This is a genomic window from Hymenobacter sp. B81 (assembly GCF_044628455.1).
GTDB lineage: Bacteria > Bacteroidota > Bacteroidia > Cytophagales > Hymenobacteraceae > Solirubrum.
In genome coordinates, this window is record NZ_JBIYZW010000005.1 from 1 (window position 1) to 13,498 (window position 13,498).

General features: G+C 59.7%; 14 protein-coding genes. 8 read left to right on the top strand and 6 right to left on the bottom strand.

Translation table 11 applies throughout. The features are described from left to right. The first annotated feature begins 295 nt into the window (after positions 1 to 295). The 5 genes from ACE191_RS20960 (at position 296) to ACE191_RS20980 (ending at position 3,259) form a co-directional block, all read left to right on the top strand. On the top strand, positions 296 to 1,222 hold the full coding sequence (locus ACE191_RS20960) for a T9SS type A sorting domain-containing protein (RefSeq protein ID WP_400194212.1): 927 nt from the start codon (positions 296 to 298) through the stop codon (positions 1,220 to 1,222). An 876-nt stretch (positions 1,223 to 2,098) separates the two neighbouring features. After that, positions 2,099 to 2,233, top strand: a complete 135-nt coding sequence (locus ACE191_RS20965; RefSeq protein ID WP_400194213.1) for a hypothetical protein — start codon at positions 2,099 to 2,101, stop codon at positions 2,231 to 2,233. 6 nt (positions 2,234 to 2,239) lie between these two features. Further along, entirely contained in the window at positions 2,240 to 2,539 is a 300-nt protein-coding gene (locus ACE191_RS20970) for a helix-turn-helix domain-containing protein (protein WP_400194214.1), read from the top strand. 14 nt (positions 2,540 to 2,553) lie between these two features. Further along, positions 2,554 to 2,805: a hypothetical protein gene (locus ACE191_RS20975; RefSeq protein ID WP_400194215.1), complete on the top strand. Its 252-nt coding sequence runs from the start codon at positions 2,554 to 2,556 to the stop codon at positions 2,803 to 2,805. Positions 2,806 to 2,827: 22 nt separating this feature from the next. Next, entirely contained in the window at positions 2,828 to 3,259 is a 432-nt protein-coding gene (locus tag ACE191_RS20980) for an IS1 family transposase (RefSeq protein WP_400194301.1), read from the top strand. Between the two features lie 67 nt (positions 3,260 to 3,326). On the opposite strand, the gene ACE191_RS20985 is transcribed toward ACE191_RS20980, so the two are convergent. The 6 genes from ACE191_RS20985 to ACE191_RS21010 form a co-directional block, all read right to left on the bottom strand. Next, the gene (locus tag ACE191_RS20985) at positions 3,327 to 4,703 is read right to left on the bottom strand and encodes a toprim domain-containing protein (RefSeq protein ID WP_400194216.1); all 1,377 of its coding nucleotides are present in this window, start codon (positions 4,701 to 4,703) and stop codon (positions 3,327 to 3,329) included. A 106-nt stretch (positions 4,704 to 4,809) separates the two neighbouring features. Continuing rightward, complete coding sequence (locus ACE191_RS20990; RefSeq protein WP_400194217.1) at positions 4,810 to 6,681, bottom strand: DUF3945 domain-containing protein; 1,872 nt, start codon at positions 6,679 to 6,681, stop codon at positions 4,810 to 4,812. A 95-nt stretch (positions 6,682 to 6,776) separates the two neighbouring features. Beyond that, entirely contained in the window at positions 6,777 to 7,205 is a 429-nt protein-coding gene (locus ACE191_RS20995) for a helix-turn-helix domain-containing protein (RefSeq protein WP_400194218.1), read from the bottom strand. 2 nt (positions 7,206 to 7,207) lie between these two features. Next, positions 7,208 to 9,220: a conjugal transfer protein MobC gene (gene mobC / locus ACE191_RS21000; protein WP_400194219.1), complete on the bottom strand. Its 2,013-nt coding sequence runs from the start codon at positions 9,218 to 9,220 to the stop codon at positions 7,208 to 7,210. Between the two features lie 31 nt (positions 9,221 to 9,251). After that, a complete protein-coding gene (locus tag ACE191_RS21005) occupies positions 9,252 to 10,085 on the bottom strand; it encodes a relaxase/mobilization nuclease domain-containing protein (protein WP_400194220.1) in 834 nt (277 codons plus the stop codon). Next, positions 10,082 to 10,402: a plasmid mobilization protein gene (locus tag ACE191_RS21010; RefSeq protein ID WP_400194221.1), complete on the bottom strand. Its 321-nt coding sequence runs from the start codon at positions 10,400 to 10,402 to the stop codon at positions 10,082 to 10,084. The genes ACE191_RS21005 and ACE191_RS21010 overlap by 4 nt, the downstream gene beginning before the upstream one ends. Before the next feature lie 700 nt (positions 10,403 to 11,102). On the opposite strand from ACE191_RS21010, the gene ACE191_RS21015 reads away from it, so the two are divergent. Genes ACE191_RS21015 through ACE191_RS21025 form a run of 3 tightly spaced genes read left to right on the top strand, consistent with a single transcriptional unit; the run spans position 11,103 to position 13,485 of the window. Continuing rightward, entirely contained in the window at positions 11,103 to 11,918 is an 816-nt protein-coding gene (locus ACE191_RS21015; RefSeq protein ID WP_400194222.1) for a ParA family protein, read from the top strand. 37 nt (positions 11,919 to 11,955) lie between these two features. Further along, positions 11,956 to 12,573, top strand: a complete 618-nt coding sequence (locus tag ACE191_RS21020) for a hypothetical protein (RefSeq protein WP_400194223.1) — start codon at positions 11,956 to 11,958, stop codon at positions 12,571 to 12,573. 27 nt (positions 12,574 to 12,600) lie between these two features. Beyond that, positions 12,601 to 13,485, top strand: coding sequence for a hypothetical protein (locus ACE191_RS21025; RefSeq protein ID WP_400194224.1), 885 nt, complete (start codon positions 12,601 to 12,603; stop codon positions 13,483 to 13,485). Positions 13,486 to 13,498 lie beyond the last annotated feature (13 nt).

The following is a 13,498-nucleotide window of genomic DNA, read 5'->3' on the forward strand; positions in this document are numbered from 1 at the left end:
GGGCTCAAGGGCCCCAGGCTCTGCCATCTTGCTCCTGCTCGTTGCCCAATAACCTAAGTTTAAGCAGTGGCTCAAACATAGGAGCCTCTAGGTCGCGCGGCAATCAGCCCTGGCTGCTGATCGATTTGAAAACGGCCGTTTCGTAGTGCCTACGCACGATGGATTGCCCAAACCCTATCCCCTCAGAGACGTTAAGGCGTGCAACCCAATCGCATGTAGCTCTTTGTTGGCAAAAAATTTCCAGCGGCACAACCTTTCCGCTAAAAGTCTCCACTCTGTATCAAATCCCTTCAACATGAAACGTTTTGTACTTTCTTTGCTGAGCTTATTCGCGTTCAGTCCGGGCGTCTCTGCCCAACAGCTGCCCAACGGCGGCTTGGAAAACTGGACTAGCAATCCCCTGCGCGGCAACGTACCGCAAGGCTGGCTGACGGCCGACGACCTGATCGGCGCTGCCTTTGGCATAACTGTGCCCACTGCCACTACCCTCCGCTCAACCGACCGCCGCAGCGGCAACTTCGCCGCCCGGCTCGAAACCAAAACCGTTGCGCTGCTTCAGAACGCCCTCGTACCTGGCGGCCTCATCATCGGCAGTAAGATTAACCTCGGCCGCGGGCAACATGGCGGCGTACCGTTTAGCACCCGCCCCGCCAACATGGAGTTCTACTATCGGCTGTCGGGCGTTAATCTGGATCAAGACTCGGCTTACGTGAACGTGATACTGACGCGCACCGTCAACGGCGTGATTGAGCCGTTGGCCAGTGGCGAACTATACCTGAAGCAAGCCCAGGCCGCCAGTGCCTTTACCAGAACCACGGTTCCGCTCTTGTACGGCTCGTCGGCAGCGCCCGACTCTATCCGGATTTTCTTCACATCAGGCGCGGGCGAAACGCTCAACCCGGGCACGGCCTTCATCATCGACGACGTGGCGATGACCGGCACGGCAACCGCCACCCGCGACAATAAGTCGACGGTCCTAAGCGTGTACCCCAACCCGAGCACCGGCGGCCTCTTCACCATCGACGCGCGCCAAGAACCTGCGTTACTGAAGGCTAGCCTAACGGTGACGGATATTACCGGCCGCCAAGTTTTCGCCCAAGCCGCTCCCGCTGGCCCCTCCCCCACCCGGACAGTGGACCTACGTGGCCAACCATCGGGCATATACACCTTACGGCTGACCTCGCGGCAGGGCACCAGCATACGACGCTTAGTGGTCCGGTAGTGGCCGGCGCCATTGGGTTCCTGATTTTTAACTTGTAGGTCTCTAGATGTTTGTTTAGGGCTTCGCCCTAAAATACAGGCCCTTTTTACATCACCACCTCATGAAGCATATAATACAAATACTAGTAAGCTTGCTGGTATTATCACTTACGGCCTGCGAGGACCAAGACACGCGCACCATTCCTAGCCACGTCGCGGCGTGGCTGAACGAACAAGATGGCCAAGTACTGACCTTTCGCAACCCCGAAGGACGGGTGCGCACCGTTACCGTAGCCCGCACCCGCATAATTGGCCGGGAAAAATCCGGGGGCAAGACCCCAAGCTATTTTCACTCTGATAGGATTAAAGTTGCTTACCGTAGTGGCCCAGATTCCTTGCTGAACCTGTAATTAAATAGCGACTACGAGCGGATTTACGTGACTCGACTCAATGCTCAGTGTGGCCTTCTTTTGCCGCTGGAGCAAGAGGAATACGCTCGCTATTGCCCCAACGGAGCTCCGATGGGCGCTCCTTGCCGTGCACTTACACGCGATACTATTATCGGTAGCCGCACCTACAGCCGCTTAATCCGAATGCCTATCCCTAGTTCCCAACAGTTTCGCGACTCAGTAACCGCGGTTTACTTAGCGCAGAACGTAGGTGTAATCGGCTTTAGCACCAAGCACAACGGGTTCTGGTCACGTGATTAAACTTTGGTATGCATGCCCTTCTTCTCGAATTGGCCCTGGAGTTCGCTGGTAACCATCTTCGTGGTTTTGGAAGCCCGTGCACAAGTGCCGGCCGGTCGTTTGACGTCGAGCCACGCTGCGATCGGCCGGCATGAGGCAACACAAATCTTTAAGTACGTTGTTCAGGAAGTTTCCTGATACATTAGAGGATGGCAAGATCGCATCTCACCCTTACGCCGGAGCAGGTGGCACACCTGACGGACTTGACCACGCGCGGGACGGTGGCCGTGAAGACGTACCGGCGTGCCTGCGCCTTGCTGGCGCTGCACGCCGGGCAGTCGTAAGCGGCCGTGGCCGCGCACCTGGGCGTGCGCTACGCCACCGTGTCGGAGTGGGCCAAAGCCTTCGCGGCCACGGGCTTGCAGATGCTAGTGGACAAACCGCGCAGCGGCCGGCCCCTGCTCATCCAGCCCGCGGATCGGGCCCGGCTCACGGCCTTGGCCTGCAGCAAGGCGCCGGACGGGCATAGCCAGTGGAGTCTGCGCCTGCTGGCCGGCAAGTCGGTCGAGTTGGGCCTGTGCGCCCGCATGTCGGCCAGCTCGGCCCACGGCATCCTGAAAAAAACGGTAGTGGCACAACTGGATTGCTGACCGTATAAGCGGTCATGAACACGTGCCCTCATTGCCACTGCGCCGAGCTGCGCAAGTACGGCTTTGCGCCCAACGGCAAGCACCGCTTCCTCTGCCGGGCGTGTGGCCGCACCAGCCGCCGCGACCCGGGCCGAGGCGCCTACCCGGAAGCGCGCAAAGCCGAAATCCTGCGCGCCTACCAAGAGCGCACGTCCTTGCGCGGGCTCACGCGCATCTTCGGCGTCTCGCGCCAGGCGGTCACGGCGGGGTTAAAAAAAAGCCCGTAGCCTGCCGCCGCTGGCCCACACGCTGGCCCCGGCCAAGTCCATCGACGGGCTGGAACTGGACGAGTTGTGCACGTATGTGGGCTGCAAGGCGCAAAAAGTGTGGCTCCAGCTGGCCTTGTGCCGGCGCACGCGCCAGGTCGTGGCCTATGCCCTGGGCTGCCGCAGCCGGCGCACGGCCCGCCGGCTTTGGCGCCGCTTGCCGCCCCAATACCGCCGTGCCTGGTGCTACACGGACCTGTGGGAAGCGTACCGCGGCCTCATTCCCTGGCGCCAGCACCTGGCCGGCTACGGGCGCGGCCCGACCAACCACGTGGAGCGCTTCAACGCCACGCGGCGGGCCCGAATCGGTCGGCTCGTGCGCAAGTCGCTCTCCTTTTCCCGCTCCTGGAAGCTGCTCGACGCCGTCGTCAAGCTCTTCCTACACGACTACAACGCCACCCGTAAACCCACTTGAGCCACTACCCATTTTCCAAACGACCGTTCACAAAACGTGACAGTCCGGCGCCAATGCGACTTCGTACTTAAGCTAATCGCGGACCGCGCCGGCGCTCCCCGTTCGGAGTGGGCTCCGCAGTCTTGACAGGCGGTCTTAGTTCCCGCTTGACGACCTGCTCCATTTGCTTCTGCTTCAGGTCCTGGTTCCAATCCTTGCCCTGGCTCTTGACAATCTCGATGCGGTGCTGAAACGACAGACTTTGAATGGCTCCCTGGTTGAAGGCCGACAACGCCTCCCGGCTCATGGGAACGTGGAACTGGTACGTACTCGGGCCCAGCTTGGCGGAGCTGATCAGCTCATCGCGCAGCGTCTGGCTGACAGCCTGGGCAGACTCCCCGCTCACCTGGCGGTACTGGCGGGCAGCCTGGTCGTTGTAGTGCTTGAGGTGGTTGGTTAACGCCTGCACCCCGGCCGGGTTGGTAGCTGTTATTTCGACGGTCAGCAGGTGCTTGTGCTCCCGCACCACTTTCATCGGGTTTTGCTCGCTGGCCATGCCCGCCAGCAGGCGCGTGTCGTAGTGGTGGCCCTGGGTGTCGTTGTCGAAAGCCGCCTTGACGCCGCAGATGCACTCCTCCCCGAGCACCCGCTTCATCTCGAAAACCTTGTTCTGCGTCAGAATGCCGGCCGTGGATGCATACAATGCCTTCTCGCCGGGGTGCAGTTGCGCGTAAGACAATGCGTCGAGCGCGGACTCCGCCACTACCATGTGCGATGCCCGGCTTTCGGGCAGGTTGCTAAGCCACAAAGAGCGGAAAAACTCGCTGTCCGGAGCCTGTCCTTTGTAGCCCTCTCCTTTTAGCTCCAGCCCCACTACCCGCCCCTCGTGGTAGGCCGGGAAGGCCGTATTCACGAACGTCTTGGCCAGCATGCCTTCCTTCTGCACGGTATGCAGCTGATTGAGGATGCGGCCCGCAAACTGCGGCTGCTGCAGTGTGGCCTTGTGGATGCCGCGGCTCTCCAGGTAGGTGGTGTCTTCCAGCGGGCGGCAGTTCTGGGTGTAGATGCTCTGGAACCGCTCTCCCGGTGCCGTTTCGCTGAGGGGGGGCAACTCCAGCTTCGGGCGCTCCTGCTCGGGCAGCTTTAGGTACGCCCGAAACAGCTCATTCACGGTCTGCCACACGTTGCGGCCGGGCTGCGGTTCGATGCCGGCAATACGCCCGGAGTTTACCCGGTTCTTCATCCAATCGATGACGCTGCCCTTGTCGTGGTCGTCCTGGCTGTTGAAGTACATCCAGTCATTGCCCCGCCCCTTGAACACGACGAGCGTATCATCTCCCTCGAACACGTGCCATTTCCCCCGGCCCAGGCTCTCCCCTTTCTTCAGCGTGTATCCGTAGTGGGTTAGCAGCTCCGGGAGTTCTACCCGCTCTTTTATCTGCTGAAAGGTAAGGTCGTGTTCCATGCTGGGTGGGGGCGTTAGGTAGGAAGGGCGAAAAGGTAAATAGCAGAAGCCCGAAAATGGCTTTTCGGGCTTCTGCCAGCACAAGGCGGATGGCTCTGGCTAAGCGCTACAAACGGGGCCCGCGTCGGACGGTGGGCGCCTCGACCTTGGCCTTTTGCTCCTTGGGAGCGTCCACGGCGGCCACCTGTTTGGCGGCCACGGTTTGCTTCTGCTGCAGCTCGTGCGTGGCGGGCCGAATCTCAAGGCACGCCTTGGCGGCGTTTACCTGCACCGTGCCGTCGAACTTGCGCCCGCCGTTCCCGCTGGCCATATTCGACAAGTTCACGGGCTTGCCCTCTCGCAAGTCGTGGCACTGCTCCTTCGACAGTTTCACCCCGGCGATAGTGTCCTGCAGCGTGACTTTGCTCTCCGGCAGAATGACTACCTGGTTCATGGCTTTGTCCACGGCCACGTACCCGTTGTACTCCTGGCCCTGCGCATCTCTCAGGCCCCGCACCAAGCCGGCATTGCCCTCTGTTTCGAGCTTTTGGCGCTGCTCCGGGGTGAATGCCTGCCCGCCAATCTCATGCGGGATGACCAGCTTCTCCTGGGGCAGTTCCAGCTTGAGGGTAGCCGTGCCGTTCTCCTCGCGCCGCAGTACCATCTTGCCCTCGAACTGAACCGGCTCCTGGCCATCCGGGCCGGCGACCTGCAGGGGCAGCAGATCGGTTTTTTGACCGCTCAGCAGCTTTTGCAGCTGACCGTTATGTTCCAGCTCGCCAATGCTTATGCCAAGCGATGCCAACACCTTTTGCGGCACGTCGGCCGCTTGAAAGAGGGTTGGGACAGTGGCCTGAACTTCCGGTTTGGGAGTGGCAGCCGTGGCCCCAGCCGGCGTCGCTACGACGGGCGAGGTGGCGTCACCCTTCGGCTGGGCGTGGGCAGCTTGCCGCGGCGCCTGCTCGGGGTTGTGGTCCGGCTGCGCGGAGCCAGCCCTTTTCAGCAACCGGGCTTGCAGTTGCTCCCGGGTTCTATCATAATCCACTTCCAGGGTCTGCCGGGTCCTGGGGTTGCCGTTCAGGTGGGCGTAGAAGTTTTTCAGGAACGCGGAGGCAGGATTGCCGCTGGTGTCGATATCGAAGAGGCTTTTGCCCTCCTTCAGGACCTGCTCCTTCGTTTTTCCCTGCTGCTGAGCTAACTGCTCCACCCGCCGCTCCGCGGCCTTCTGCTGCACCTGTTCGGGCACCGTCAGCGCCGTTTTCGGTACGTCCGCCAGATTAGCGCTCAGCGCATCCCACTGCTTCACGCCAAAGGCTTCTTTTACCTGCTTGCTGCGCGGCGGCTCGTAGTCGTCGTCGTAGCCGGCCTCCTGCCGGCGGGCGGCCGCCTGGCCGGGCTTTTCAACTACCGCCAGCCCGTTTTCAACCTGCTTAAACCCCTGCAGCGTGGCTTCGAGCTGCCCGAGCTTATTGGATTCCGGGTCGTAGCTCACACCGAAGCGGCCGCTCAGCTTCCCGTCCTCGCCGCGTTCCAGCTGCAGGGCCCCGACCGCTACGCCGGCTTCTTTAAGTTGGTCGAGATAGGCCCGCATTTCCAGCAGCGGCGCTACCTCGTCGCCTTTCTGCTTCCATTGAATCTGCAGCTCCCCTATCGGTTCAACATCCGCGAGGTCTGTGGCATCGGGGGCCGCCGGTGCCGGCGCCGCACTCGGCTGCGGAGCAAGCGCATCCCCATAGGGCGTGGTCAGGTGCTCGTCACCCAATCCGTTCCCCTCAACGGCTTCGCCGGCATCTGCACCTGACTGAACCTGGTTCGCTATTGCTTCCGAGTTAGCCACCGCTACCGGCTCTTGGCTGTTATTTTCCGGGATAGCCGCTGCTTCAACAGCCTGTTCTGGCACCTCGATGCGCTGAGCGGTTTGTTTTGGAGCCAGGGACGTAGCCTCGCCCGCGGCATCCGGCTCGGGTGCCGGGACAAGGTTTTCTGCTTCGTCTACCATAGAGAGATAGTGTCTGGACAAAAAATGGGCAGGAACCTGGCCGGCTCCTACCCACTCGTTTACCCCCTTATTGAAATCGAGGTTCCCGATTGAACTTACCAATTAGCCTTGCCGCTGACCAGCAAGGCGCGCAAGTCGCTTATCTCCTGATTGTGAACCTGGCTGTAATGGTCGAGTCGCTTCAGCAGCTCAGCCCGAATGTTCGCGCTGGCATCCTGGGTGGCGTCCTGCAGCTGCAGCTTGCTCACCAGGATATTGTTCTCCGTCAGGATCCAGTTCAGGTTGTAACCTTCCTTCTCGTAGAGCGCCAACACCTTCAGCCAGTTTTCAATTTGCCCGCCTTTCCCGTTCTCCATCCGGTGGATGATGTTCTGGGTCAGGCCCGTCTGCCGGGCCACCTGCGCCTGGCTCCAGGCGTGTTCTCCGTGGAACCGGCCCAGCTCCTCCCGGATGCTCACCAGTCGCTTTCCGACGCGCACACTGTTGAGATTTTCGCCCGGGGCACTGGCCTTGGTTTTCGGCATCGCTACGCTTCTTTTTGCTTGATGAGGTGTTGCAGGGAGGGGTCGTTGCCGATTCTGAGTAGCTCCCGTTGGCAAAGCTCCTTTACGTCGGTCTTAATCCGATTAAAGTTAGCCTTTATCATCTCCTCCGCCTCATCCTTGCCGGTGGCCGGATTGACGAAGCTGGTGATGTCGGGAATGGGCTGGTACTCCCTGGCCTCGGCTGCAGCAAGGTTGAGGTCCACCTGAATCCTGGCGTGGAATACCTTCTGGTCGATTTCTTCCCCAAAGTTGTCCGCTACCGCCCCCACAAAGTTGCCTTGGGTGAGGTTGGCAATGGTGCTGGCCGGAATCATGCTATCCATCTGCGTCGACAAGCTGGTGCTGGTTTCGCGCATGTTGATGTTCAGGCTCTGGCGCTGCTGCAGGATTTTGCCGAACCGTTCGCTCAGCCACTTGCCGCTGTTACCAGACACCTGACCGGAGAAAACGTTGCCTACCGTGTTCTTAATTACCTCCGCCTCCTTCTGGCCGTAGTCGCGCTCGAGCTGCGAAAAGTCCTGGAAACCCAGACAGGTAGATACCTTGTTGCTGCGGGCCGTGGCAATCAGATTATCCAGGCCTTTGAAGTAGATGGTAGGCAGCTCGTCGATGATGATGGAGGATTTCCGCTGGCCCTTCTTGTTGACCAGCTTCACCAGGCGGGCATTGTAGAGACCCAGGGCCGCCCCGTAGATGGCCTGGCGGTCCGGATTGTTGCCCACGCACAGGACCTTGGGCTCGTCGTTGCTGTTGATGTCGAGCGTAAAGTCATTGCCCGACATCACCCAGTAAAGCTGCGGCGAAGCCAGCCGGCTGAGCGGAATCCGGGCGCTGGCAATCTGCCCTTCCAGCTGCTCAATGGCGTCCTTCTGGAACGCTGACACGAAGGGCTTGACCAGGTTCTCAATTTCCGGGTAGGAAGCCAGCACGGGGAAGATTTCCTCGTAGTCCCGGCTCAGAAATTCAATAACGTGGGGAAAGGTGCAGTACTTGCCCTTCTCGTACAGCTTCAGAAACCAGATGATGGCGGCCACGAAGTTGATGGGCGACTCCACGAAGAAGTCTCCCTGCTTCTGAATCCAGCTCTTGTTGAGGTTGAGCATGATGGTGGACGCGCTTTCGTAGGCGTCCACGATGTCGGTCATCATCTCCGGCAGCAGCGGGTTGCAGCGGTGGCTCTTGCGCGGGTTGTCGAAGTTGATGACGTAGAAGCCGACCGGCTTATCGTACTTGTCCTGGTGCTTCAGCAGCTGGTTGTAGCAAATACGGCTCAGGTCATCAAACTTGTAGTCGTAGATGTACATGCAGAAGCCCTTGGCGATGTGCTGCCGGATGAACTCGTTGATGACCGCGAAGCTCTTCCCGCTGCCAGGGGTGCCCAGCACCATCGTCGCCCGGAAAGGATTGACCACGTTCAACCAGCCCTGCCGCTGCTTGCCGCGCAGCTGGTAGGTCGTGCGCAGGTTCACCGAGTACTCGTTTTCCAGCAGGCGCTCTTCCTGGGGAAAGCTCTCGTTGTGCTTGTTGAAAATGTCCTTCATCAGGTCGTTGTTGAACAACCGACCAAGCCAGGCGCCGGCGCGCAGCAGCAGCAGAAAGCCGCTCCCCACGGCCACCGAGTAAAGCAAGGTGGCAAGCCCCAGGTTCATGGAGACAGCGCGTACCACATCGGAGCCAAACAGCAGCACCAGGCCTGCCAGGCCGTAGCCGACAATCGCTTTGCCCTGAAGCGTTTCATCGGCCCGCCCTTTGGTGCCCAGGCAGCTCAGCAACAGAAAGGCGGCGGCAATGGCTTTGCTTATCCAGCTGGCGTTGAAAAGCAATGTAGCGCGGGTGAAGTTACCCAGTATCGTTTCGATAACGGGGTGGCTCCACCCTGCCGACTTAAAATAGCCGAAGCAGAAATAGTACACATTCACGGCCAGCAGCACGATGGCCAGCAGCCGCATAAACTCCATAATCTTTCTTAGCCCTTTGTCTTCTTCCATCGGCATAGGTTTACTTGGTGAGTCGTGAGAAAACGGTTTAGCGCCCAGGCCCCTTCTTACTGCGCCCTGGGCGCTTCTGGTCGCGGCCTGTTGCCGGGAGTTGCGGGGCCTGGGCATGCGTTACGCTGGCTTGCAGGGCTTCGCGCAGCTGAGCCCCTTTGTAGCCTACTTCCTGACCTTTTACGGCGACGCCGTTCCATTCAAAGCTTACCCCGCGCAAAACGCCGCCCTTGTCGTGGGTGTAGCGAAGCTGGATTTGCTGCCGCCGCAGCTGCTCCTGCAGCCACTGCTCCCCTCCCCTACCCTGCTCTTGTAGCAGCTGCTGCACGGCTTCCCGAATGGCTGCCCGCGCCGCCTCTTTGCCCGGGTCCACGTCCTTGACGCTCTGCCGGCGCACCGGGAGCGGCTGCATTCCCAGCTCCTCGCTTATCTGCCGGGTCACGGCCGGCTGCCGGTAGAAATTGTTGCTCGTGCGCAGGGCGGGGCCGCCATCGACGGGCACCCGGTTGAGGTAGATGTGGACGTGGGCGTGCTTCTTATCCTTGTGCTCGTAGACCACGACCTGGTGCCGCGCCGCCGGGGCGCCCATCAGTTCGCAGTACCGCTTGACGGCTGCCACCTTCTGCTCCTTGGTGACCACCTCGCCGGCCTTCCAGGAAAGCACCGTGTGCCAGACCGGTTTCTGCACGCGGCGGCTCTCGGCCGCTACGCTTTGCATCTGCCGGGCCATGAGCTGCGGCGTGGCCGCGACCACGTTGGAAATGTACAGGGGCTCTACGTCCCCCGGCTCTTTGGTCTTGCCTTTCCGCAAACCCGCGCCATAAGTCAGTGCCCCCTCGAAGTCACTGCCGGTAACGGTTTTCGCTATCATGCCAGCAGCTCTAAAATGAGGGTGAGCGCCTGTTTCAATTGAACCTCATGGCTGTGAAAAGGCTTTCCGGAATTAGCCAGCCGCGCAATCTGATTAAGGTTATTCCCGATGCCTACCAGCTGCCGCCGTACCTCCGGCGTAAGCTTCTGCGTTAGCTCCGTTCCTTGTCCTACATCGCGCAAGTAGGCCGAAACGCTCTTGTAACCGGCTAGGCTGGCCTTCAATTCAATTGCCTTTTTTTCGTCTTCCGAGACGCGTACGGGAATCATTTTGTCGCGAAGCGGCTCTTTAGCAGTAGGTTCTGTTTCGTTGGTCATGTGCCTTCGGGTGGCTGATTGGCCTTAACTACGGCTAAACCACTCTCCCGGCTAAATTACGGTCGTCTGCTTTAGCAAGCCAAGCCAGGTGAGCCCGCGAACCTGGCGGTGCCATTGTATATACAAACGAAGTTTGTATATACAATGGCATGGCTTGCTGGACGATTGAACGAGCTGTCAGAACGAGGCCGTTGAACGAGCGGTGCTGGGGCTAGGGCTACTCCGTTGGTGACGCTTTGAGGCTATGATGCTTTGAGGCTGAGATGCACGTTGACAACTGCTCATTAAGGCAATCAACAGACTGTAGATTCCAGGCTGGCCCATCCACAACATGACGCTTTGAGGCTGTGATATTGTGAGGCTAAGGAGCAAAAAACCAAAGAGGCTTTGAAGCTTGATACGAGTATTTGACAAGTGTGTGCGCTCAACCGGCCTCACAGCCTCTTTGGGGCAATGATATTTGGTCGCAAAGAAGCTGTGATTATTTGAGGCTATGAGGCTGATATTCTATGAGGTTATGAAGCTATGATTATAAGCCTCACAATACCTTAGTATCATAACCTCAATGAGGTTTTGATTACTTGAACTTACGAGGCCATGATGTCTAGCCCCATCATACCAAAGCTCCTTTGAGGCCATGATCCTTTGAGGCATCAGTTCCGCTGTTAACTTTGCTTATCACCGTCCCATCACTTAAACCATGAGCGAACCCAAAGTCATTGCCTTTGCTACCCAGAAGGGGGGGGCTGGCAAGTCCACCATCACCGTCCACGTCGCCTCAGCCCTGGCCTATGTCTACGGCTACAAAGTGGCCATCCTGGACTGCGACTATCCGCAGAACACCATTCAGGTCTATCGCAACCAGGAGCTGCAGAAAATCAACACCGACGAGGCGTACAAGAACCGCCTGCTCAACCAGGGCATCACGCCTTACCCGGTCGGCATCTCCAGCGTGGAAAAAGCCGTGGACGCCATCGAGTCCCTGGAACAGCAAGGGTACGACTTCATCCTGGTCGACACGCCCGGTACCATAAACATCGCCGGCCTACCCGAACTGCTTCGCATGGTGCAGTACATCTTTCTGCCGATGGAAGCCGACCAGGGCACGGTGGCCTCCACCGTGGGTTACATGCAGATTCTGGGCAACTTCATCAAGTCGGCTCAGCCGGACCCGGACGAATCGAACCTGCTGGGCTACTATGCTTTCTGGAACCGGTTTGTGAAGTCGGAGAAAAAAGCGACGTACGACAAGATAGAAGCCTTTTTCGAGCAGAAGGGACTGCCGCTGCTGCAGAGCCGGGTAGAGTTGCTCATTGGCTACAAAGAGAAGCGGTCTACGCTGTTCTCCCTGCCCGAACGGGAGTTGGAAAAGCTAGGCCTGGGCAAGCTCATCATGGAGATGCTTTCCATCGTGCTCGGCCCCGGACAGACAACGCCCTCGGGCAAGCGCATTGAAATGCCGGTCGCCTCGACGGCAACCGTCGAAGCCGAGCCCGCCTCGGACGACTCGCTCTAATTCACTCACCAGCACTTTCACAGCCCTCCACTGACCCATGGCAAGACCGAAAGCCAAAAGCCCGGAAGAAAAGCAGGCCGCCCTTGACCAGTTGTTGAGCATGGCCGCCACCACCAACCTGTTAACCGGCGCGAATACGACTACTGCTCCCGCCGCCCCAGCAAGCGCTCCGGCCACGGAGGCGGCACCAGCTGTTGCTTCCCCAACAACAGAACAAAAGGGAGAAAAGACGGCCCCGACGGCAGCCACTTCTGAGCCCGCCCCGGCACCGGAGCAGCTCATTGCGGCGCCGGCAACTGACCCGGTACCAGCACCGGCCACAGAGCCTGTAGCCGCACCCGTAGCCTCTCAACCGGAAGCGGAATCAGCCCCCCAACCTGCGAGCGAAGCCATACCCGAGCCCGCTTCTGCCGTAGAGGTGGGTGCGCTGGACCTGGCCTCGCTGTTCGTCCCGGCCGCTGAAAAGAAGGTATTCACGATGCGTCTGACGGATGCACACTACCAATACCTGCTGCTTTTGGGCACCATCGTGGGCAATGGTGCATCCCCGCCCGACATCGTGCACAACATCCTGCGGCAGTTCATCGACCGGCACGACACGCAGATCCAAAAAGCGATCAACAAACAGTTGCGCCAGCGGCAGGGCAAGAAGTAAACACACACCAACCAAACACCTTTCCCAATGCTTAGCCAGTATTCCTGGGGTGACTTCGCCCTCTTCGTCCTGGTACTTGTAATCATCTACTACGCGGTGGTCGGCTTGCTCTACTACCGGCAGGAGTTAAGCGCATTCATCACCCGGAAGGGTAGGGGAGGGGCCCAATTGGCAGGCGCGGGGACCAGACCAGGTGCGACGGCCGCGGCACCGCCGCCCTCGCTGGTACGCACGACGTCGGCCTTCGCGCCCGTTACGCCAACGGCAACGGCGGAAGCTACGCCGCCCACCGCGGCGGGCGCGGCGCAGAGCCTGCCGGAGGGCCCGCCCGTGGCTGAAGTAAGCGGGGAATTGCCCGAATCCACGGCGGCGGCGACTGGCTTCGATGAAGGTCAGGACGCCGCCGCCCCGATGGATGGCGCCGGTGAGGCAGCGTACGAAGCGGAAATAGCGGCCGAGCTGGACGAGCAGCGCACGGAAGAACTGGACGAGGTGGACACGGACCTGGCCGAGCGGGCCCGGCAGTTGGCAGGGGAGATGCCGACGGAAGAAAACGGCTTATATGACGAAGTACTTATTGAAAATAACAATAATGTACCTACACCTATTGAAACCATCAGTAGATTCATCCACGTAGAAGCCGCAGTAGCCTACGAGCCGCACCCCGCCAGCGAGGACGTGCTCTATTCGTTTGAGGCTCCGATTGCCTCACCGACCGATGTGGTCCCCGTGCCGATGGAACAGCTGTTCACGGCCACCTCGGTAGTTGAGTTCATCGCCCAGGCGCAGGCCGGCAACCGGCCCCCTGTTCCTGCGGCAATCCGGGAAACCAGTCTGGCCAGCTTGGTAGCTGACCGGGTAGCGGCAAACAACGAAGAGTTGAACTCCCTATTCGGTGCTGAGTCGGCGTAGGCGGTTTCCTACA